23 protein-coding genes are annotated in these 20,600 nt (G+C 67.9%); 15 read left to right on the top strand and 8 right to left on the bottom strand.

The genetic code is table 11. The features are described 5' to 3' along the window. Window positions 1-48: 48 nt before the first annotated feature. From AC731_RS16530 to pyrE, 3 genes are read right to left on the bottom strand one after another with little or no spacing between them, the layout of a single operon-like run. The gene (locus AC731_RS16530) at window positions 49-831 is read right to left on the bottom strand and encodes an NAD-dependent deacylase (RefSeq protein ID WP_004259734.1); all 783 of its coding nucleotides are present in this window, start codon (window positions 829-831) and stop codon (window positions 49-51) included. Window positions 832-879: 48 nt separating this feature from the next. After that, window positions 880-1,524, bottom strand: coding sequence for a hypothetical protein (locus tag AC731_RS16525; RefSeq protein ID WP_053085844.1), 645 nt, complete (start codon window positions 1,522-1,524; stop codon window positions 880-882). Next, window positions 1,505-2,149, bottom strand: a complete 645-nt coding sequence (pyrE, locus tag AC731_RS16520) for an orotate phosphoribosyltransferase (RefSeq protein ID WP_048707762.1) — start codon at window positions 2,147-2,149, stop codon at window positions 1,505-1,507. The genes AC731_RS16525 and pyrE overlap by 20 nt, the downstream gene beginning before the upstream one ends. A gap of 39 nt (window positions 2,150-2,188) precedes the next feature. On the opposite strand from pyrE, the gene AC731_RS16515 reads away from it, so the two are divergent. Then, complete coding sequence (locus AC731_RS16515; protein ID WP_048707759.1) at window positions 2,189-2,971, top strand: exodeoxyribonuclease III; 783 nt, start codon at window positions 2,189-2,191, stop codon at window positions 2,969-2,971. A 10-nt stretch (window positions 2,972-2,981) separates the two neighbouring features. On the opposite strand, the gene rquA is transcribed toward AC731_RS16515, so the two are convergent. Then, window positions 2,982-3,740, bottom strand: coding sequence for a rhodoquinone biosynthesis methyltransferase RquA (gene rquA, locus AC731_RS16510; protein WP_082794360.1), 759 nt, complete (start codon window positions 3,738-3,740; stop codon window positions 2,982-2,984). 225 nt (window positions 3,741-3,965) lie between these two features. On the opposite strand from rquA, the gene AC731_RS16505 reads away from it, so the two are divergent. Genes AC731_RS16505 through AC731_RS16495 form a run of 3 tightly spaced genes read left to right on the top strand, consistent with a single transcriptional unit; the run spans window position 3,966 to window position 5,061 of the window. Continuing rightward, on the top strand, window positions 3,966-4,277 hold the full coding sequence (locus AC731_RS16505; protein ID WP_004259715.1) for an ElaB/YgaM/YqjD family protein: 312 nt from the start codon (window positions 3,966-3,968) through the stop codon (window positions 4,275-4,277). An 8-nt stretch (window positions 4,278-4,285) separates the two neighbouring features. After that, window positions 4,286-4,669: a phage holin family protein gene (locus AC731_RS16500; RefSeq protein ID WP_048707757.1), complete on the top strand. Its 384-nt coding sequence runs from the start codon at window positions 4,286-4,288 to the stop codon at window positions 4,667-4,669. 20 nt (window positions 4,670-4,689) lie between these two features. Then, a complete protein-coding gene (locus AC731_RS16495; RefSeq protein WP_048707754.1) occupies window positions 4,690-5,061 on the top strand; it encodes a YqjK family protein in 372 nt (123 codons plus the stop codon). Here AC731_RS16495 and AC731_RS16490 read toward each other — a convergent pair. Further along, window positions 5,024-6,271, bottom strand: coding sequence for a uracil-xanthine permease family protein (locus AC731_RS16490; RefSeq protein ID WP_048707751.1), 1,248 nt, complete (start codon window positions 6,269-6,271; stop codon window positions 5,024-5,026). The two genes, AC731_RS16495 and AC731_RS16490, sit on opposite strands and share 38 nt — an antisense overlap. A gap of 90 nt (window positions 6,272-6,361) precedes the next feature. Continuing rightward, a complete protein-coding gene (gene upp / locus AC731_RS16485; RefSeq protein WP_004264284.1) occupies window positions 6,362-6,994 on the bottom strand; it encodes a uracil phosphoribosyltransferase in 633 nt (210 codons plus the stop codon). Between the two features lie 149 nt (window positions 6,995-7,143). Here upp and AC731_RS16480 point away from each other — a divergent pair, with 149 nt between their 5' ends. The 3 genes from AC731_RS16480 to AC731_RS16470 all read left to right on the top strand — a co-directional run bounded on the left by AC731_RS16480 (window position 7,144) and on the right by AC731_RS16470 (window position 8,602). Continuing rightward, window positions 7,144-7,701 carry a hypoxanthine-guanine phosphoribosyltransferase gene (locus AC731_RS16480; protein ID WP_048707748.1) on the top strand — a complete coding sequence of 186 codons (558 nt, stop codon included), beginning with the start codon at window positions 7,144-7,146 and terminating at the stop codon, window positions 7,699-7,701. A gap of 26 nt (window positions 7,702-7,727) precedes the next feature. After that, window positions 7,728-8,075: a DUF1840 domain-containing protein gene (locus AC731_RS16475; RefSeq protein WP_004264302.1), complete on the top strand. Its 348-nt coding sequence runs from the start codon at window positions 7,728-7,730 to the stop codon at window positions 8,073-8,075. A 134-nt stretch (window positions 8,076-8,209) separates the two neighbouring features. After that, window positions 8,210-8,602 carry a putative zinc-binding protein gene (locus AC731_RS16470; protein WP_048707745.1) on the top strand — a complete coding sequence of 131 codons (393 nt, stop codon included), beginning with the start codon at window positions 8,210-8,212 and terminating at the stop codon, window positions 8,600-8,602. Between the two features lie 6 nt (window positions 8,603-8,608). On the opposite strand, the gene AC731_RS16465 is transcribed toward AC731_RS16470, so the two are convergent. Continuing rightward, window positions 8,609-9,196 (bottom strand): NADPH-dependent FMN reductase, encoded by a 588-nt coding sequence (locus AC731_RS16465; RefSeq protein ID WP_048707742.1) that lies wholly within the window; start codon window positions 9,194-9,196, stop codon window positions 8,609-8,611. A 122-nt stretch (window positions 9,197-9,318) separates the two neighbouring features. Between AC731_RS16465 and trxC the strand changes: the two genes are divergently transcribed. The 7 genes from trxC to AC731_RS16430 all read left to right on the top strand — a co-directional run bounded on the left by trxC (window position 9,319) and on the right by AC731_RS16430 (window position 16,586). Next, window positions 9,319-9,753: a thioredoxin TrxC gene (trxC, locus tag AC731_RS16460; protein ID WP_048707740.1), complete on the top strand. Its 435-nt coding sequence runs from the start codon at window positions 9,319-9,321 to the stop codon at window positions 9,751-9,753. A 335-nt stretch (window positions 9,754-10,088) separates the two neighbouring features. Continuing rightward, the gene (locus AC731_RS16455; protein ID WP_004264312.1) at window positions 10,089-10,412 is read left to right on the top strand and encodes a c-type cytochrome; all 324 of its coding nucleotides are present in this window, start codon (window positions 10,089-10,091) and stop codon (window positions 10,410-10,412) included. A gap of 14 nt (window positions 10,413-10,426) precedes the next feature. Beyond that, a complete protein-coding gene (locus AC731_RS16450; protein ID WP_156480738.1) occupies window positions 10,427-10,993 on the top strand; it encodes a hypothetical protein in 567 nt (188 codons plus the stop codon). Window positions 10,994-11,004: 11 nt separating this feature from the next. Continuing rightward, a complete protein-coding gene (locus AC731_RS16445) occupies window positions 11,005-12,552 on the top strand; it encodes an FAD-binding oxidoreductase (RefSeq protein WP_048707735.1) in 1,548 nt (515 codons plus the stop codon). Between the two features lie 17 nt (window positions 12,553-12,569). Continuing rightward, on the top strand, window positions 12,570-14,048 hold the full coding sequence (locus AC731_RS16440; protein WP_048707732.1) for an aldehyde dehydrogenase family protein: 1,479 nt from the start codon (window positions 12,570-12,572) through the stop codon (window positions 14,046-14,048). Between the two features lie 159 nt (window positions 14,049-14,207). Further along, window positions 14,208-15,650: an aldehyde dehydrogenase gene (locus AC731_RS16435; protein WP_048707731.1), complete on the top strand. Its 1,443-nt coding sequence runs from the start codon at window positions 14,208-14,210 to the stop codon at window positions 15,648-15,650. A 9-nt stretch (window positions 15,651-15,659) separates the two neighbouring features. Next, window positions 15,660-16,586, top strand: coding sequence for a helix-turn-helix domain-containing protein (locus AC731_RS16430; RefSeq protein ID WP_237266554.1), 927 nt, complete (start codon window positions 15,660-15,662; stop codon window positions 16,584-16,586). 30 nt (window positions 16,587-16,616) lie between these two features. Here the strand turns inward: AC731_RS16430 and AC731_RS16425 are convergent, their stop codons facing one another. Beyond that, entirely contained in the window at window positions 16,617-17,621 is a 1,005-nt protein-coding gene (locus tag AC731_RS16425) for an adenosine deaminase (protein ID WP_048707727.1), read from the bottom strand. 297 nt (window positions 17,622-17,918) lie between these two features. On the opposite strand from AC731_RS16425, the gene AC731_RS16420 reads away from it, so the two are divergent. Next, on the top strand, window positions 17,919-20,558 hold the full coding sequence (locus tag AC731_RS16420; protein ID WP_169800068.1) for an EAL domain-containing protein: 2,640 nt from the start codon (window positions 17,919-17,921) through the stop codon (window positions 20,556-20,558). The last annotated feature ends 42 nt before the right edge of the window (window positions 20,559-20,600 follow it).

Here is a 20,600-nt window from a genome sequence, read left to right as displayed (position 1 = left end):
GCAAGCCCTCCGGCCCGCGTCACATCCGGCGCCCGCTGCGAGCGGCGCTCAGTCCTCGGCCGGCTCGTGCGGATGGATGCGCTGCCACAGCTCCGCCATGGCCTCGGCGGCGCCCATGCGCAGGCGATGATCGACGAGGTGACTGACCTCGGTGTCGCCGGGATTGATCTCGACGCTCGGCACGCCCGCGCGCGCGGCCCACACGACCGGCCCCGCGATGTAGGGAAACACGCTGGTCGTACCGATCGACACGACCAGGTCGATACCCCCCTGCAGCACGTGCTCCAGACGCTCGATGGCCCGCGGCGGCAGCGCCTCGCCAAACAGCACGACGTCGGGACGCATGAAGCCCCCGCAGCGCGGACATTCGGGCGGAATCTGCAGACCGGCGTAGTCCGGCACCTTTCGCCCATGCGTGCACTCGTTGCAGCGCAGCCGGTGCACCGTGCCGTGGATCTCGATCAGGTTGCGCGAGCCCGCGTCGGCGTGCAGGCCATCGACGTTCTGCGTCAGCACGCAGACCATCGGTTTTTCCTGCTCGAGCGCGGCGATCAGGCGATGCGCGGCGTTGGGTCGGGCGCCGCGGCAGTTGGCCTCGATTTCGGCGATGTAACGCCAGGCGATGTCGGGGCGCAGCGCCATCATCTCGCCCGACAGTGCCTCCTCGATCGTCAGCCCCTCTGCCGTGAGCCGGTCGTGGTAGAGGCCGCCGATGCCACGATAGGTCGGCAGGCCCGAATCCGCGGAGATGCCCGCACCGGTGATGAACAAGATGCGTCGCGAACGCTCCAGCAGCGACGCCACGCGATCGAGCACCGGATCGCTGATCATCGGCAGCGCCTCTGGCGCGGGTGATGCAAGGACAGGCCCATGCCGCCCTCAGCGACCTACAGGTACGCTGAGGATCAGATAGCGCTTGCGGTCTTCCTCGAAGCGATCGAGCACCGCGCTGCGCTCTCGCAACTTGGCGTCGATGATGCTGCGCTGGGCAATGATCTCACCGTCAAGGCTGCGGATGTCGTCTTCAAGATCGGCCGGCATGCTGCCCTCGGGGTAGCCCGCCCCCTTCTCGATGAGCTCTTTCTGCTGCACCAGCAGCGCAGTCTCGCGTTCGCGCAGCGTATGGATGGTCCGGTCGAGATCCGCGACTTCGCGGTCGCGGCGGCGGTCGAGATCCTCGACGCTGCGGTAGGTTTCGAGCAGCGCCTCGTCCAGGCGCTGCTGCTTCATGCGCGCCACCTCGTCGAGGCGGCGCTGGCGATCCTCGGCATTACGGCGGGCGATCTCGTCGGCCGACAGCGGTGCAGGAACGACGCGCCGCACCAGCCCCGAAGGGCTCACCTCGCGGTAGGCACGGCCATAGCAGGCCTCGGGCAGGATGTCTCCGCACACCGGCTGGGCGCCGACATCGCAGCAATAGATCGTACGCGCGCGCGGCGCCTGGGCGAACGCTGCCTCGGGCGCCCACAGCGCCAGCAGCAGGACACCCGACAACGACCAGAGCTCAGCGCGACGCAATCCCATAACGCTCCCGATAGGCCCGCACCGCGTCGAGGTTGGCTGCGAGGTCCGGACTGTCTGCGAGGTAGGCGATCAGGTCTTCCAGGGTGGCGACCGCGATCACCGGAATGCCGTAATTCTCACGCACCTCCTGGACCGCGGACAACTCGCCCTTGCCGCGCTCCATGCGATCGAGCGCAATCACGACGCCGGCCGGGGTCGCGCCCGCCGCACGGATGATCTCGACCGACTCGCGCACCGAAGTGCCCGCCGAGATCACGTCGTCGAGGATCAGCACCCGGCCGCGAAGCGGCGCACCGATCAGCGTACCGCCCTCGCCGTGGTCCTTCGCTTCCTTGCGGTTGAAGGCGAACGGCAAGTCGACGCCCTCTTCGGCCATGCGGATCGCCGTGCCGGCGACCAGCGGGATACCCTTGTAGGCCGGCCCGAACAGCATGTCGCAGGCCACGCCCGAAGCCTGGATCGCACGCGCGTAGTAGCCGCACAGCTCGCGGAAGGAAGCGCCGTCATCGAACAGCCCCGCATTGAAAAAGTAGGGCGAATTGCGCCCCGCCTTGGTGACGAATGCGCCGAAGCGCAGCACACCCTTGCGGCAGGCGAGGGCGATGAAATCCCGGCTAAAATCCACGGCTCTCCGGCTGCAGCGCAGCATTCCTGGAAAACGCCCATGTTACGCATCATCTCCCTCAACCTCAACGGCATCCGCTCGGCCGTCAGCAAGGGGCTGCTGGACTGGCTGCCCGAACAGCAGGCCGACATCGTCTGCCTGCAGGAACTGAAGGCGCAGGCCGGCGACCTGAGTGCCGACATGCGCGAGCCCGCCGGCATGAAGGGCTGGTTCCACCACGCCGAGAAGAAGGGCTACAGCGGCGTCGGCATCTACAGCCGGCACACGCCGGACCGCGTGATCGAGGGTCTCGGCATCGCCGACATCGACGCCGAAGGCCGCTTCCTGCAGCTCGACTTCGGACGACTGTCGGTGGTGTCGCTGTACCTGCCGTCCGGCTCCAGCTCCGAGGAGCGCCTGCAGATCAAGTTCGGGTTCATGGCGCGTTTCCTGCCCCACATGGCCGCGCTGTTCGAGAGCGGCCAGGAGGTCGTCGTATGCGGCGACTGGAACATCGCGCACCGCGAGATCGACCTGAAGAACTGGAAATCGAACCAGAAGAACTCCGGCTTCCTCCCCGAGGAGCGCGCCTGGCTCAGCCGGCTGTTCGACGAACAGGGCTGGATCGACGTGTATCGCCGCCTGTACCCGGACGCGACCGATGAATGCTACACGTGGTGGTCGAACCGCGGCCAGGCCTGGGCCAAGAACGTCGGCTGGCGTCTCGACTATCAGATCGCCACGCCCGAGATCGCCAGCACGGCGACCGCCGCGGCCGTCTACAAGGCGCAGCGCTTCTCCGATCACGCGCCGCTGACGATCGACTACGACTGGAAGGTGTAGGGCGGCCGCCTCAGCGCCGGGTGGCGACGACAAGCTGGTACAGGCCGCCGAAGCGGGTTTCCTTGTGCCAGTCGAAATCACGCGCTTCGGTCGCGAGGCTCTCGAGCGGCACGTCCAGCAGCGATTCGGCGAAGGGCTCGAGCCAGCGGAACACCACCGCCATGACCGGCGCCAGCAGATGGCCGCGACGCGGGCGGTGGTAATCGACGAAGACGGCCCGGCCGCCCGGTTTCACTGCGGCGAGCAGATTGGCGACGATGCGGCGGCGCTCCGGCTCGGGCACTTCATGCAGCAGAAAGAAGCAGCACACCCCGTCATAGCGCCCGTCCAGGGGCGTCTCCAGATCGAAGACCTCGGCCCGCGCCTGAGGCATCCCCGCCAGCTTGCGGCGCACGTTCGCAATCTGGATAGGCGCCACATCCCGGACGTCGAGCCGCCCACCGACGCCGACACGGCAGGCCAGCATCGGCGACAGCGCGCCATACACGCACGCCGCCTGCAGCACACTCTCGCCCGGCGCAAACCGGTCGGCCGCCCAGCGCATCAACCGTCCCGCGTTGCCCCACAGGATCGCCGAGACGACGGGCATGCGGTCGAGCCAGGGCATCGTCCGCGGATTCAGGTACGCCCAGGCGTAGGTGCGGGACAGGTAGTCGGGCAGGAAGGCGGCAGACGGAGCGGTCGTTTCGTTGGGTGTCGTCATCGAGATCAGGGCGTGCGTTCGTCGGCCCGGCACACCTTGCCGCAGCCGCTTGCCTGCGGACGGCATTGATGACCTCCGGGTTTTACCGACTATACCGGGATTGCCTGACGGAAAATCACGCGCCCCTCGATCCTGTTCACTGCACTCGCACAGTGCGGCCTTGCGCCCCGCGAAGCCCGCTCTAGGCCGCGCTTTGTTACCGATCGTCGATTGCCTTCGGGAACACAGGGGGTTAGCCTTGTGTCAGTAGAGCAGTTGTCCATTTGTCATGACGGAAGAAGGAGACTCATCATGAGCACGACCACCACCCCTCCCAAGGACAAGCTCGTTGGCGACCTCAAGGCCATCATCGCCGACGCCGAGGAACTGCTGAAACTGACTGCCGGCCAGACGGGCGAGAAACTGGGCGATGTCCGCGGCCGGATGGGCGAACGCCTCGCAGCGGCCAAGGAACGCATCTCGGAAGCGGAAGCTGCGATTATCGACTCGGGCAAGAAGGCCGCGCGCGCCACCGACGACTACGTGCATGAACATCCGTGGCAGTCGCTGGGCGTCGCCGCCGGCGTCGCCTTCCTGCTCGGCCTGCTCGCCGGCCGTCGCTGATCCCGTAGATGGCTGCCGAACCGAAGCCGCGTCTGGCCGACAGTCTGCACGGCATCGTCGATGCCGGCCTGCAGACGGTGCAGACGCGGCTGGAGTTGCTGGCGCTCGAGCTTCAGGAAGAGAAGCTGCGCCTGTCCGGACTCGCGATCAACATCGTGCTGTGCGGGCTGCTGCTGGGCTTCGGCCTGGTCTTCCTGATGGTGTTCCTCACCGTGCTGTTCTGGGAGGAACATCGCCTGCTTGCGCTCGGCATCTCGACCGCGGTGTGTCTGGTCGGCGGCCTGCTCGCGGGCAGCAATGCGGCGCGCGAGTTCAAGCGCGGCAGTCGCCTGTTCGCCGCCAGTCTCGCCGAACTCGCGCGCGACCGCGACGCACTGAAACCGCGTGACTGAGCGCCACTGACCGGCCCGTCATGAACCCGCGCCTCGTCGAGATCGCCCTGCGCAAGCAGCGCCTTCAGCTTCGCGCCGAAGCGCAGCGCGACGACATGGTCCATCGCCTGAGGGGCATCGATGCGACCCTCGATCGCCTCGACGCCGCGCGCGAACACCTCGCCTGGGCAAAGGAAAAGGCGCCGCTGCTGTCGATCGGCGTGCTGACCGTGCTCGCGCTCAAACCCCGCCTCACCCTGCGCCTGGCCAGGCGCGCCTGGGTCGGCTGGCTGCTGCTGCGCCAGGCGCGGGGCCGCCCACTGGCGGCGCTGCTGCCCGTGGCCGCCCCGGTGCTGGGACGGCTGCTCGGCGCGCTCAGCCGCGCGATTTCGCAGCGGGCAGCACGAGGTTGAGCAGTACGGCGACCACGCCGCACAGGCTCACCCCCTGCAGGGTCATGCCGTCGAAGTTCAGCGCCAGGCCGCCGATCCCCATCACCAGCACTGCGGACACGATCACGAGGTTGCGTGGCTCGTCCAGATCGACTCGCGCCTTGATCAGGGTATTCAGGCCCACGCTGGCCACCGAGCCGAACATCAGCATCATGATGCCGCCCATCACCGGCGCGGGAATCGTCGCCAGCAGCGCGTTGAACTTGCCAAAGAAGGCCATGATGATCGCGAGCACCGCCGCCCAGGTCATGATCGCCGGGTTGAAATTCCGGGTCAGGGTCACCGCGCCGGTCACTTCCGAGTAGGTGGTGATCGGCGGCCCGCCGACCATGCCGGCGAACAGCACGCCCAGGCCGTCGCCCGCCAGCGTGCGGTGCAGGCCGGGCTTCTCGGTGTAGTCCTTGCCGGTGACGCCGCCGATGGCCAGCACGTCGCCCACGTGTTCGATCGCCGGCGCCAAGGCCGCCGGCAGCATGAACAGGATCGCGGCCAGCTCGAAGCTCGGCGCCACGAAAGTGGGCATCGAGAACCAGGGCGCCTCAGCTACCTTGCCGAAATCGACCAGCCCGAACAGGATCGCGGCGATGTAGCCCGCGCCCACGCCGGCCAGGATCGGCACCAGCCTGAAGAAGCCGCGCGCGAATACCGCCACCAGCACCGTGGTGCCGAAGGCGATCCCCGCCACCGTCAGCGCGGTCGCGTAGGGCACCAGCTCGAGCTTGCCGTCGCCGCTACGGCCCATCGCCATGTTGACGCCGACCGCAGCCAGCGACAGGCCGATGATCATGATGATCGGCCCCACCACGACCGGCGGCATGTAGCGATGGACGATCTCCGCGCCGTGCTTCCACACCAGGCCGGCGAACAGGAAATACATCAGCGAGACACAGGCCAGCGCGCCCATCGTGGCCGGCACGCCCCAGGTCTGGATGCTGAAGATGATCGGCGCGATGAAGGCGAAGCTGGAGCCGAGGAAGATCGGTACCTGGCGACCGGTGACGAGCTGGAACAACAGGGTGCCGACGCCGGCGCCGAGCAGGGCCAGGCTCGGATTGAGGCCGGTGAGCAGGGGCACCAGCACCAGCGCGCCGAAGGCGACGAACAGGATCTGGGCGCCGGAAATGGCCTGCCGCCACAACGGCTCGGGCGACTCGATCGGGACTTCACGCATGGTCGTTCTCCGCCCCTTGGCACCGGCGCCGGCCGGCGGGGCATTATCGTTTTGAGGGAAAGGGGGTGGCACGCCGCCGCGTGCCGCAAGTCAGTTGTGGCGGGTACCGAAGATCTTGTCGCCCGCGTCGCCCAGCCCGGGAATGATGTAGCCGTGCTCGTTGAGGTGGCTGTCGATGCTCGCGGTGAAGATCTCGACGTCGGGGTGCTTCTCGTTCATCAGCGCGATGCCTTCGGGCGCCGCCACCAGCACCAGCGCACGCACCTGGGTGCAGCCCTTGCGCTTGAGCATGTCGACCGTGGCCACCATCGAACCGCCGGTGGCCAGCATCGGGTCGATGATCAGGGCCATGCGTTCGCCCAGCTGGCCGACGAACTTCTCGAAATACGGCTCGGGCTGCAGGGTCTCCTCGTCACGGGCGATGCCCACCACGCTGACCTTGGCGCTCGGCATCATGTCGAGGACGCCGTCGAGCATGCCCAGCCCCGCGCGCAGGATCGGCACCACGGTGACCTTCTTGCCCTTGATCTGCTCGATCTGCACCGGCCCGGCCCAGCCCTGGATCTCGACCGTCTCCATCGGAAAATCCTTGCATGCCTCGTAGGCCAGCAGGCGCGCGATCTCGGCAGTCAGTTCGCGGAATTTCTTGGTGCTGATGTCGGCCTCGCGCATCAGGCCGATCTTGTGGCGCACGAGCGGATGGCGGATTTCGTGGATGGGCATGGCGGATTCCGGGCGAGGGGACGATGAGCGCCTCTTTTACCGCGCCGATGTCCCGCGCACAAGCGCACAAGCCGCAAATTCCGCGCCGCGTTAGGCGCTAAAATGGCGGGCCCGAACACGCGCAGGGCGCCCGGCCCGCGGCCATCGACATGTCCCAAGACCTCGAACAGATCAAACGCGCCATGGCCGAGGCCGACTGCCTCGCCGACGATGCCACCGTGGAGGCGGCGCTCGACCGCATGGCCGAAGCCATCACCGCCCGCCTGGCCGACCGCAACCCGCTGGTCTACGCGGTCATGAACGGCGGCCTGATCCTCGCCGGCCGCATCCTGCCGCGCCTGCCCTTCCCGCTCGAAGTCGCCTACCTGCACGCCACCCGCTACGGCCATGCGCTGCAGGGCACCCTGCTCGACTGGCGCGTGCGCCCCACGCAGGACCTGCGCGGCCGCACCGTGCTGGTGCTGGACGACATCCTCGACGAGGGTCACACGCTGAAGGCCATCATCGAGCACCTGAAGGACGAAGGCGCCGCCGAAGTGCTATCGGCCGTGCTGGTCCACAAGCTGCACGACCGCAAGGCCTCCCCGGGAATGCGGGCTGACTTCAGCGGCCTCGACATCGCCGACCGCTTCCTGTTCGGCTGCGGCATGGACTACAAGGGCTACTGGCGCAACGCGCCGGGCATCTACGCGGTCAAGGGCCTGTAAGCCCGCCGCCCGACAAGGAGACCTGCATGCTGTACACGTTCAAGTCCGCGGCCAGCGCCGACGTGCTGATGCTGGGCGAACCGGCGAAGAAGCTCATCGGGACGATCGGCAAGGATCCGGCCGACACCCAGGGCATCGTCACCGTCGACCAGCTGCCTGGCGCCATCGCCCGCCTGCGCGCGGCCATCGAGGAAGACCGCGCGCGTCAGGCCGAGCTGGAGCGCCAACGCTCGGCCGACGATGAGGCCGCCGACCGCGAGGCCGGCCGCAGCGGCATGGCGGCCCCGGTCGGGCTCGCCCAACGTGCCTGGCCGCTGCTGGACATGATGGAAGCTTCGCTGAAGGAAGAAACGCCGGTCATCTGGAGCACCTGAACGCAAGCGCGTCGCGGATGCGCGTCGGCGGGCGAGCGTCGCGCCACTTGATCCGCGCCACTTGATCCGCGCCAAGGCGGCGCATGGCGGGGCGAAGGACAATCGGCTTTCAGTCTTCGCCAGGAACGCCCGCCATGTCCGGCCGCCACCCCGACCTGCCGCTCGTCTATGCCTGCTCCGGTTGCTCCAGCGCCGCGCAGCTGGCCAACCACGTGGCGTTGCGGCTCGACCGCGAAGGTGAGGCCGAAATGTCCTGCATTGCCGGCGTCGGCGGCAACGTGCCGCACCTGGTGAAGATCGCGCAATCGGGCCGGCCGATCCTCGCCCTCGACGGCTGCGTGCTCGAATGCACCCGCAGCAGCCTGGCGCAGCGCGGCGTCAGCCCCACGCGACACGTGCTGCTCAACGAGCAGGGCGTCAGGAAGCGCTATGCGAGCGACTTCGAGCCCACCCAGGCGGAACAGGTGTTCGACCAGGCACGCGCGCTGGTGCGCGCCATGCGGGACGGACCGGGCAAGGCCGACTGAGGCGCCTCAACGACGCAGCCGTCGCGCGGTATCCACCAGCGCCTGCGCCAGCTTGTCGAGCGCTTCGCGCTGCGCCGGATCGCGCAGGCACCCATCGTCGCCGACCGCCTCGCCCGCCTTGCCGATCGCCAGCTGCTGCGGGATCACCTGCATGCCCAGATAGCCGAGGATGTCGCGCACGTGGAACAGCACGCGCATGCCGCCGAGCGCCCCCGGCGAGGTGCCGACCACCGCCGCGGCGCGCCCTGCATACACCGCACCGCCCGAGCGCGCACGGTCCGCCGGGTTCGGCCGCGAACACCAGTCGAGCGCATTCTTGAGCAGCGGGGTGATCGAGCCGTTGTATTCCGGATTCACCACCAGCAGCCCGTCAGCGGCCGCGAGGCGCTGCTGCAGGCTGACGATGCCCTCGGGCAACCCTGACTCCACCTCGAGATCGCCGTTGTAGAGCGGCGCAGGATGATCGGCCAGTTCCACCAGGTCGACGTCGGCGCCAGCTGCCGCCAGCGGCGCGATACACGCAGCGGCCACCTTGCGCGACAGCGCCTCGCGCCGGCTGCTGCCGGCCATCACGACAATGCGGGGAGAATTCATGGGCACGGGCTCCTGAAGGGTGACTGACGATTGGACATGGATCGGCCCCAAGGTTCGCACGGCCTCTTGAATCCGCGGCCGGCGGCCATACATGAGCAGAACCTGATCAAAGGAGCCCCGGCATGAGCGACGCTCTTCACCTCGTCTGCCCGCACTGCGATGCCGTCAATCGTATCCCCGCGGACCGCCTGACGGACGCGCCGGCCTGTGGCAAATGCAAGCAGCCGGTGTTCCGCGCCGAACCGCTGGAACTGACTGCCGCCAGCTTCGACCGCCATATCGGTCGCAACGACATTCCGGTGCTGGTGGACTTCTGGGCGCCGTGGTGCGGCCCTTGCCGGATGATGGCGCCCGCCTTCGCCGAGGCTGCCCGCCAGCTCGAGCCGCAGGTCCGGGTCGCAAAGCTCGACACCGAAGCCGAACAGGCCATCGCCGCACGCTTCGGTATCCGCAGCATCCCGACACTGTTGCTGTTCCGCGGCGGACGCGAGATCGCGCGCCAGGCCGGTGCGATGGGCACCACCGACATCGTGCGCTGGGTGCGCACCCGGGGCTGAGGGCAGAGACGCCGCCCATTCACCCAATAAACGGTCAAATTAACCCAAAAAACGATATTGTTTGGCTGAAAGGCCGCCGTTAGAGTCTTATCCCGGCAGGCCTCGTCAAAAGCATCCCCTGCCCTCAGGGACGTTCCACTGCAGCATCTGCAGTATCAGGACGCCGTGACGCGAGCGAAGCGTCGCGCAGTCTCGCTCGGCCCTGTCTTCGTTGCACTTCCGACGAAGTCATCCCATAACAAAAAAATCCCATTACGACCGCCTGGCCGGTTCGGCTTGTCGCGACCCCATGTCCGGCGGCCGCCAGCCATTGCCCCTGAACAGAGGACAAAAACTTGAACGCTTTCAAACCGCACTCTGCCCTGCGCGCGGCAGGTGGCGCCATCCTGCTCGCGCTCGGCTTCGCCGCCTCGGCACAGGCCGCCGGCACGGCAGCCGACCAGGACAAGGGACGCCGCTTCTACGAAAAGGTCTGTGCCCGTTGCCACGAGGCCGGCATCGGTCCCGTGCTGCTCGGCCGTGGCCTGCCCCCGGCCATCTTCACGACCATCGCGCGTTCGGGCCTGAACGCGATGCCAGCCTTTCGCGTGACCGACGTCGACGACGACACGCTGCAGGCGGTCGCGGAGTATCTGTCGAAGAGCGCCGCCAGGAATTGATGGAGATCAAAGCCATGAATGCCAAGCGACGCGAAGTACTGAAATCGATCGCAGCGGCAGGTGTCGCTGCCCCCATCGCAGCGGCGGCCCACGCCAGCGACGGTGCCCGGTCGGGCTCCTCCGGCGCGGCTTCCCCGCACAGGCAGCGCGTGCTGCCGGTCACCGCCGGACATCCTCTTGATGCCGCCTTCGTGCGTGGCGTCGAGCGCGCAACCGCCGGAACGACGGCGACCCTGCTGCCGCCCCACGCGATCGGCGACCGCAACCCGGCCGCACTCACCGCCCTGCGCGCTTCCGCGGCCGGCGAGGTAACGGCCATCGTCGGCCTGACCGACTCGGCCACCGCAATGCTGGTGCTCGACCGCATTCGCGACGCGGGAGGCAGCGTCCTCGCGATGAGCCATCACCGCCTCAGTGCCGAAGCCGGCGCCGCCGGCTGGGCCGCACGGATTGGCGAACTGGCGGTCGCGCAGGCACACAGCCAGCCCGCGCTGCTTGCTGGCGCCGCAGACGACGGCGCAGCCGGCGCCGCCTACGCGCCGGACGGCATCTCCTACATGTCCTTCACCTGCATCATCTGAACGGAGCCCTCATGAGCAAGTACAGCGTCCTGCCGCAAAACGTCTCCGAGCGTGATTTCGATGCGGCCATCCAGGAATTCACCGCCATCCTCGGTGCCGACAAGGTGCTGACCACCGCCGACAAGCTGCTGCCCTACGGCAAGATCATGATGGCGGTCGATACCGCCGAGCACGCCGCGTCGGCCGTGCTGCTGGCCACCACCGTCGAGCAGATCCAGGCCATCGTCCGCGTCTGCAACACCTACAAGGTGCCGATCTGGACGATCTCCACCGGCCGCAACTTCGGCTACGGCTCGGCCGCCCCGGTCGAGCGCGGCCAGGTCATCCTCGACCTGCGACTGATGAACAAGATCCTCCACGTCGACCCCGAGCTGTGCACTGCGCTGGTCGAACCCGGCGTCACCTACCAGCAGCTCTACGACTACATCGAGGAGAACAAGCTGCCGCTGATGCTGTCGTTCTCGGCACCGTCGGCGATTGCCGGCCCGCTCGGCAACACCATGGATCGCGGCGTGGGCTACACCCCGTATGGCGAGCACTTCCTGATGCAGTGCGGCATGGAAGTCGTGCTGCCCAACGGCGAAGTGCTGCGCACTGGCATGGGTTCGGTCAAGGGCGACAAGGCCTGGCAGGTGTTCAAGTGGGGCTACGGCCCGACCCTCGACGGCATGTTCACGCAGTCGAACTACGGCATCTGCACCAAGATGGGCTTCTGGCTGATGCCCAAGCCACCGGTGTTCAAGCCCTTCGAGATCCAGTTCGACGAAGAGTCCGACATCAGCGACATCGTCGAGATGCTGCGCCCGCTGCGCATCGCCCAGATCATTCCGAACTCGGTGGTGATCGCCGGCACGCTGTGGGAAGCCGCCACCTGCAATACCCGCCGCTCCGACTACATGAGCACCCCGGGCGCCACGCCGGATTCGGTGCTCAAGCAGATCCAGAAGGACAAGCACCTCGGGGCCTGGAACGTGTATGCCGCCCTGTACGGCACGCCCGAGCAGGTCGAGGTGAACTGGAAGATCGTCACCGACGTGATCAAGAAGGCCGGCAAGGGCCGCATCATCACCCAGGAGGACGCGGGCGACACCCAGCCCTTCAAGTACCGCGCGCAGCTGATGTCCGGCGTGCCCAACCTGCAGGAATTCGGCCTCTACAACTGGCGCGGAGGCGGTGGCTCGATGTGGTTCGCCCCCGTCAGCCAGGCGCGCGGCAGCGAGTGCGAGAAGCAGATGAAGCTCGCCAAGACCATCCTCAACAAGCACGGCCTCGACTACGTGGGTGAGTTCATCGTCGGCTGGCGCGACATGCACCACGTCATCGACGTGCTGTTCGACCGCAGCAACCCCGAAGAGACCGCGCGCGCCAACGCCTGCTTCAGCGAACTGCTCGACGAGTTCGAGAAGGAAGGCTACGCGGTGTACCGCGTCAACACGGCCTTCCAGGAGCGCGTGGCCCAGTCCTACGGCCCGGTCAAACGCGATCTCGAACGCACCCTCAAGCGCGCCCTCGACCCGAACGGCATCCTCGCCCCGGGCAAGTGCGGCATCAACATCTGAATACGGAGCGCAACCTCATGACGACCCAGAATCCCCCCGCCTACACCGGTTTCGACCTGCAGCCGATCGGCGGCCAATGGCGCGCCGGGCGCTCCGAGCGCCGCCTGGTCGACACCAACCCCTTCAACTGCGAACAGCTGGCCGACATCCGCCTGGCCAACGTCGCCGACGTGGATGACGCCTATGCCGCCGCCGCCCGCGCCCAGCGCGAATGGGCCGCACGCCTGCCCGAGGAGCGCGCAGACGTCATCCGCCGCGCTGCCGACCTCCTCGTCGCCCGCGCCGCCGAAGTGCAGGAATGGATCGTGCGCGAATCGGGCAGCACGCGCCTGAAGGCGCTGATCGAGTGGGACAGCGCACGCCGCATCACGATGGAGTCGGCGACCTTCCCCAGCCGCGTCGAGGGCCGCATCCTCGCCGCCGGCGTGCCGAACCAGGAAAGCCGCGTCTATCGCTCGCCGCTCGGCGTGGTGGGCGTCATTAGCCCGTGGAACTTCCCCTTCCACCTCACCGCCCGTTCGGTGGCGCCTGCGCTGGCGCTGGGCAATGCGGTCGTGGTGAAGCCGGCGAGCGACACGCCGGTCAGCGGCGGCCTGCTGCTGGCGAAGATCTACGAGGAGGCCGGCCTGCCCGCCGGGCTGTTCAACGTCGTCGTCGGCGCCGGTAGCGAGATCGGCGACCACTTCGTCGACCACGCGGTGCCGAGCCTGATCTCCTTCACCGGCTCGACCGAAGTCGGTCGCAGCGTCGGTCGCCTGGCCACCGGCGGTCGCCACATCAAGCGCGTCGCGCTGGAACTCGGTGGCAATGCGCCGCTGGTCGTGCTCGACGACGCCGACATCGCCGTCGCCGCCAACGCCGCCGTCGTCGGCCGCTTCCTGCACCAGGGTCAGATCTGCATGAGCACCAACCGCGTCATCGTCGACGCCAAGGTGTACGACGCCTTCGTGGCCGAGGTGAAGCAGCGCGTCGAGGGGCTGAAGTTCGGCGATCCGGCCGACCCCGCCACCGTCATCGGCCCGCTGATCAACGCGAAGCAGCGCGACGACGTGCTCGCCCGCATCGAGCGTGCCAAGCGCGATGGCGCCCGCCTGGTGGTGGGCGGCGAGGCCCAGGACAATGTCGTCCCGCCGCATGTTTTCGCCGATGTCGACCCGACGTGGTCCATCGCCATCGACGAGACCTTCGGCCCGGTGCTGCCGATCATCAAGGCGCGCGACGAAGCGCACGCGCTGGAACTGGCGAACCAGTCCGAATACGGCCTGTCGAGCGCGGTGTTCACCGCCAACCTCGAGCGCGGCGTGCGCTTTGCCCGTGGCATCGTGGTCGGCATGACGCACATCAACGACATGACCCTGGACGACCAGCCGAACGCGCCGTTCGGCGGCGAGAAAAACTCCGGCCTGGGCCGCTTCAACGGCGAATGGGCGATCGAGGAGTTCACCCGCGCGCAGTGGATCACGCTGCAGCACGCGCCGCGTCCCTACCCGTTCTGAGCGGAACGCGTGCTGCCGGGCCGGGCGGCGTCAATGTTGATGTTTGAGGGTATGATCCAAAACCCATCAACGACGACGCGCTCTGGCCCGTAACGAGCATGCCGCGGTAGCGGACGGGGCGTGCTGACCGTGCTGGGCGGTTGCCAGAACGGGAGACCCATGCAGCTCGCCCCTCTCCTCATCAACAACCGCGACCTTGCCGCCACCGGCGATGCGCAGTTCGACTGTCGTAACCCGGTCAGCGGCGAAGTCGTGACCCGTGCCGCGGCGGCCTCGGTCGCCGACGCCACCGCAGCGGTCGATGCCGCCGCCGCGGCTTTCGGTCCCTGGGGCGAAGTCCTGCCGGCGCAGCGCCAGCATCTGCTGTATGCGGCGGCCGATCTCCTGCTCGCGCGTTCGGATCGATTCGAGGCGGCCATCCTGGCCGAGACCGGCACCACCGCGGCGTGGGCCCGGTTCAACTGCCAGCTCGCTGCCGACATCCTGCGTGAAGCGGCCGCCATGGTCACCCATGTGCAGGGCGACATCATCCCCTCCAACCGGCCCGGCTCGATCGCCATGGTGCTGCGCCAGCCCGCAGGTGTCGTGCTGGCCTTCGCCCCCTGGAACGCGCCCGTGCTGCTCGGCGTGCGCGCCATCGCCATGCCGCTTGCCTGCGGCAACACCGTCGTGCTGAAAGGCTCGGAGCTGTCACCGCTCACCCACCGCCTGATCGGCGAAGTGCTGCGGGACGCGGGCTTCCCGCCGGGCGTGTGCAACGTCGTGCTCAACGCCCCGGAGGACTCCGGTCGGATCGTCGAGGCACTGATCGCCCACCCCGCCGTGCGCCGCGTCAGCTTCACCGGCTCGACGCGCGTCGGCCGGATGGTGGCCGAACGCTGCGCCCGCCACCTCAAACCCTGCCTGCTCGGCCTGGGAGGCAAGGCGCCGCTCCTGGTGCTCGACGACGCCGACGTTGACGAGGCGGTGAAGGCAGCGGCTTTCGGCGTGTTCTTCAACCAGGGCCAGATCTGCATGTCGACCGAGCGCATCCTCGTCGACCAGCGCATCGCCGACGATTTCATCGCACGCCTCACCGCCCACGCGCGCACGCTGACCGCCGGCGCCACGGATTGCCCGCTTGGCTCGATGATCAGCGCCGAAGCCGCGGAGCGCGTCCATCACCTGGTCGCGGACGCGATTCAGAAGGGCGCTTCGCTGCTGGTCGGCGGCGAGGTGAGCGGCAGCATCGCGCAGCCCACCCTGGTCGACCACGTGACGCCGACGATGCGGCTCTACCACGAGGAGACCTTCGCCCCGATCGCCGCGATCATCCGCTTCGACGACATCGAGGAAGCCATCTCGATCGCCAACGACAGCGAATACGGGCTGTCAGCGGCGATCTTCGGCCGCGACACCCTGCGCGCGCTGCAGGTCGCCAAACGCATCGAATCGGCCATCTGCCATATCAACGGCCCCACCGTGCAGGACGAGGCGCAGATCCCTTTCGGCGGACTGAAGGCCAGCGGCTGGGGGCGTTTCGGCGGCAAGCCGGCCATCGACGAGTTCACCGAGCTGCGCTGGATCAGCGTGCAGACGCAGCCGCAGGACTATCCGCTGTAACCCGCCGACGTGCACACCACGGCCACGATCGATACTGCCCACTACCGGCGCCACATCGAGGCGAACGTCGTGCTGCGCCGTTTCCCGAGCGCCCTCGGCCCGCGGCGGCATGCGCTGTGGAACGAACGCGGCGGGCCCGCGCGCGCCGCCATCCTGCTGCCCTCGGGCCACGCCATGCTGAGCGTCGGCGACGACAGCCGGGAGATCAACGGCCCCGCGTGCATCCTCGTCTCCGTCCAGCCCAGGCACTTCCTGCGCCTGGATGCCGGTACGCCGGCCCAGGTGCTGTTCTTCTCCGACCTGCTGCTCGTCGACGCCATCGGCAAGGGCGCGGAATCCGTACCCTTGCGCTACATGGCCGAACAGTCCCTGATCGTCAGCAGCGAGCCCGACGCCGCACTGTTCGATGATCTGGCCCACGCGTTCGGCGCGATCGAGCGCGAACTGGGGCGTGAGGGCGGCGCCTCCTGGCGCTTCCTGACGGCCCAGCTCGGCGTGATCCTGATCCAGTGCTGGCGCCTGTCCGGACTGGAAGCCGCGGGCCGCCAGTCGGCGAGTACGCAGGGCGCGCTGTTGATGCGCTTTCGTCACATGGTCGAGCTGCATTTCCGGGAGCACTGGCGCATCGGACGCTATGCCGAAGCGCTCGGGCTGTCGCACGACCGCCTGCACGACATCTGCGTGCGCACCCTCAAGCGTTCCCCGCTCGACCTGGTGCACGACCGTCTCGCCCACGAGGCCTGCCTGCAGCTCGTGCGCTCGGGCCTGAGCATCGAACAGGTTGCCGCCGACCTCGGCTTCCGCAACGCCACGCACTTCACGCGCTTCTTTCGCATCCGCACCGGCAGCACTCCTGCGCGCTACCGCAACCAGATCACCCGCCAGCACAGCGACCGGCGCGAGGACACGATCCGCAGCTTTGCGGACTGGCCCTGAGCGCCATTCCGCCACGCCGTAAGGCACGACTCAGACCGGCAGCGCGTCCAGCCGCTCGAACCAGGGCTGGCGCAGCGCTTCGGGCACGAAGCTCGCCTCCAGGCTGTTGCGCGCGATGCGCTTCAGCTCCACCCGGCTCAAGCCCAGCGCGCGCGCCGTGTCGACGTAGTTCTGCGCGATGTAGCCACCGAAATACGCAGGATCGTCGGAGTTGATCGTCACCTTCAGCCCGGCGTCGAGCAGCTGCTTCAGGTTGTGCTGTTCCAGCCGCTGGAACACGCACAGCTTCACGTTGGACAACGGACACACCGTCAGCGCCACCTGCTCGCGCGCCAGGCGCGCCATCAGCGCCGCATCCTCGGCCGCACGCACGCCGTGGTCGATGCGCTCGACGCCGAGCAGATCCAGCGCCTCGACGATGTAGGCCGGCGGCCCCTCCTCGCCGGCGTGGGCGACGATATGCAGGCCCAGTTCGCGACAGCGCGCGAAGAGGCGCAGGAACTTGCTCGGCGGATGCCCCTTCTCGGACGAATCCAGCCCGACGCCGTGGATGCGCGCCAGATGCGGCAGCGCCTGCTGCAGCGTGGCAAGGCCGTCCTCCTCGCTGAGGTGGCGCAGGAAGCACAGGATCAGGCGCGAGCTGATGCCCCAGCGCGCCTGGGCTTCGCCACACGCGCGCTCCAGGCCGTCGAGCACGGTCTCGAAGGCGATGCCGCGCGCGGTGTGGGTCTGCGGATCGAAGAACAGCTCGGCATGCACCACACCGTCGGCGTGCGCGCGCTCGAAGTAGGCCATCGCCAGGTCGAAGAAGTCGCGCTCCTGGATCAGCGCCGCCGCCCCCGCGTAATAAAGGTCGAGGAAGCTCTGCAGGTCGCTGAAGGCATAGGCCGCGCGCGTGGCCTCGACACTGTCCCATGGCAATGCGACGCCGTTGCGGCACGCCAGCTCGAACATCATCTCGGGCTCGAGGGAGCCCTCGATGTGCAGGTGCAGCTCCGCCTTGGGCAAGGCGCGAACGAAAGCGTCGAGGTCCATCACGATCTCCTGGGCGGGGGCATGCGCAAGATGATACGGCGCCGACGGCCAGGAAGGTCTGTCCCACCCGCCAACGAGCGCGCCTGCGTCACGAAGCTGCGTGCCGCCACCGGGCTGGCCGGACAGCATCAGTGGGAAAGTCGTCCGAATAGACGATTACTATAAGTTCCGACTTCGCATATAGTTCCTCGCCGAAATTAGAAAAAACCTTCAAAAAGGCGGTCCCGACTCCCCGAACGAGAGATGCAGGCCTTGCAATGCGAGGCCTGCATCACCAGCTGCCGACATCGCCGGCGGATGCTGTTCGTCCCTTTCGAGGAGCCGAAGGACGTGAAGATCGACGATGCGGGCCTGGATGCGAAGGCTGGAGAGCTAGAGTTCGGAGACGCCGAGATTCTCCGCCGCAAGGCATTTCTCGAATTCGGCGAATCCGATGCGCTCCTTCTGCGCCGCGTCCACGCCACGCTGAACCAGCACGCCGAAGACTTCATCCGTGGCTTCTACGCCCACCTGTATGCCTTCGAGGAGACGCGCCGCCTGTTGCCCGAGGCCGAGGGGCTGCTGCAGCTGCAGCGCACCCAGTCGGCCTATTTCCAGGGGCTCACCGCAGGCGACTATGGTCGCGACTACTTCGAGCATCGTCTGCGCGTGGGCTTTGTCCATCAGCGCGTCGGCCTCGCACCCGAGTGGTACCTGGGCGCCTACGCCAAGTATCTGAGCGGCCTGCTGCCGACCATCTCCGAGCACTTCGGCGACGACCGCGACGGCTTCATCGCGACGATGCGGGCCTTCATCAAGGTGGTCCTGCTGGACATGGGCCTGGCGATCGACGCCTACATCCAGGCCCGCGACAAGACCATCCTCGGCCTGAAGAACTACGCCGAACTCGTGTTCGACAGCATGCACGACGGCATCCTGGTGCTCTCGCCCGAGCTGCGCATCGAGTCGTGCAACCGCCGCTTTCTCGACCTGCTCGGCGAGGATTCCGCGGTGCCGCTCAATCGTCCGCTCGCCGAAGTGCTGCGGGCCGACGATCTGGACGCGGCGATTCGCGCCGTCCTCCGCGGCGGGACGGCGGTGCGCGACCGGATCTTCTCGCTGCAGCTCGTGCGCCGCCGGACCCAGAGCCGCGCCCGCATCACGCTCAAGCGGGTGTGCCTCGGCGACCAGGGCGACCGGGCACTGATGGTGATCGAGGAGATCAGCCATGAGGAATGGCTGCGCCTGCAGGCCGAGGAGCGGCTGGCCCGCAACGAGGCCTTGCTGCGTCAGGCCCAGGCCGTCGCCCGCATCGGCAGCTGGCGCATCGAGCCCGAAGGCCCCGACCCCGAGGCGCTCGAATGGTCGGAGGAAACCTACCGCCTGTTCGGGATCCCCGCAGGCACGCGCGTCACTTACGCCGACTTCCTCGCGCGCGTCCATCCCGAGGACCGCGAGCGTGTCGGGGCCGCCTGGGAGGCCGCCCTCGGGGGTCGGCCCTATGTGGTCGAGCACCGGATCGAGATCGACGGCGAGACGCGCTGGCTGGAGGAGCGCGCAGAGTTCTGCCGCGACGCCGAGGGCCAGCTGCACTGGGCGATCGGCACGGTGCAGGACATCACCGAGCGCAAGCACACCGACGGCCGCATCGAGCGGCTCGCGTACTACGACACCCTGACCGAGCTGCCGAACCGCAGCTACTTCGGCGAGAACCTGAAGAAGAAGCTTGCCCTCGCGCGCGCGCAGGGCCATCCCCTCGCGTTGCTGTTCATCGACCTCGACCGCTTCAAGGACATCAACGACACGCAAGGCCATCAGGCCGGCGACCGGGTGCTGGCCGAGGTCGCGCGTCGGTTCCGCGACACGATGCGCCAGGACGAGTTGCTCGCGCGGCTGGGGGGCGACGAATTCGTCGTGGTCGCCGAGGACACCAACCGCCAGGGCGCGGAAGCCATCGCCCTGCGCCTGCTGGCGGCGATGCGCAAACCCGTCGGCGTGCGCAGCACCGACTTCCAGCTCGGCGCGAGCATCGGCATCGCGGTCTATCCCGACGACGCGACGAATGCGCAGAACCTGATCAAGCATGCCGACATCGCCATGTACCGGGCCAAGGCCGGCGGCGGCGGCCACTGTTTCTACAATCCGGACATGGGCGAGCGCCTGCGTCGCGACCTCGAGCTGGTGCAGCGCTTCGGTCAGGCGCTGGGCAACAACCAGCTGCAGCTGCACTACCAGCCCAAGGTTCTGATCGGCGACGGCGCGCTCGCCGGTGCCGAGGCGCTGCTGCGCTGGCAGGACCCGGAATGGGGCTGGGTGTCACCCGCCGACTTCCTGCCCATCATCGAGGAGCGCGGCATGACGGTACGCCTCGGCGAATGGGTGCTGGCCGAGGCCTGTCGCCAGTTGTGCGCCTGGCGCGACGCCGGCTTGCCCCTGCCGCCCCGCGTCGCCATCAACGTTTCCGCGCGCCAGATCGACGAGAAGGATTTCGCCGCACGCGCGCTGGCAATCATCGACGCCGCCGGGCTGACCCCGTCGCACTTCGAGATCGAGCTCACCGAGTCGAGCATGATGCGCGATCCGCACTGCGCCATGGAGGTCACGCAGGCCCTGGTCGACGCCGGGTTCGCCTTCGCCATCGACGACTTCGGCACGGGCTATTCGTCCTTGTCCTACCTCAAGCGCTTCCCGGTGCATACGCTGAAGATCGACCGCTCCTTCGTGCGCGACATGCTGGAAGACGGCAATGACCACGGCATCGTGCGCACGATCATCGCCATGGCGCAGAACCTCGGACTCACCCCGCTGGCCGAGGGCGTGGAAGACGCCCGTCAGGCCGAATGCCTGCACGCACTGGGCTGCGTCGAGGCACAGGGTTTCCATTTCGGACACCCCCTCCCCGCAGTCGATTTCGCTGAAACATGGCTCCGGCCACCCTGCCCTGCCACCGCGTTGTAACCCCCCACAAGCACAATCGCGGGCCTCATCAACACCGGCCGC

The organism is Thauera humireducens (assembly GCF_001051995.2).
GTDB classification, from domain to species: Bacteria; Pseudomonadota; Gammaproteobacteria; order Burkholderiales; family Rhodocyclaceae; genus Thauera; species Thauera humireducens.
This window is presented reverse-complemented; position numbering and strand designations above follow the sequence as displayed.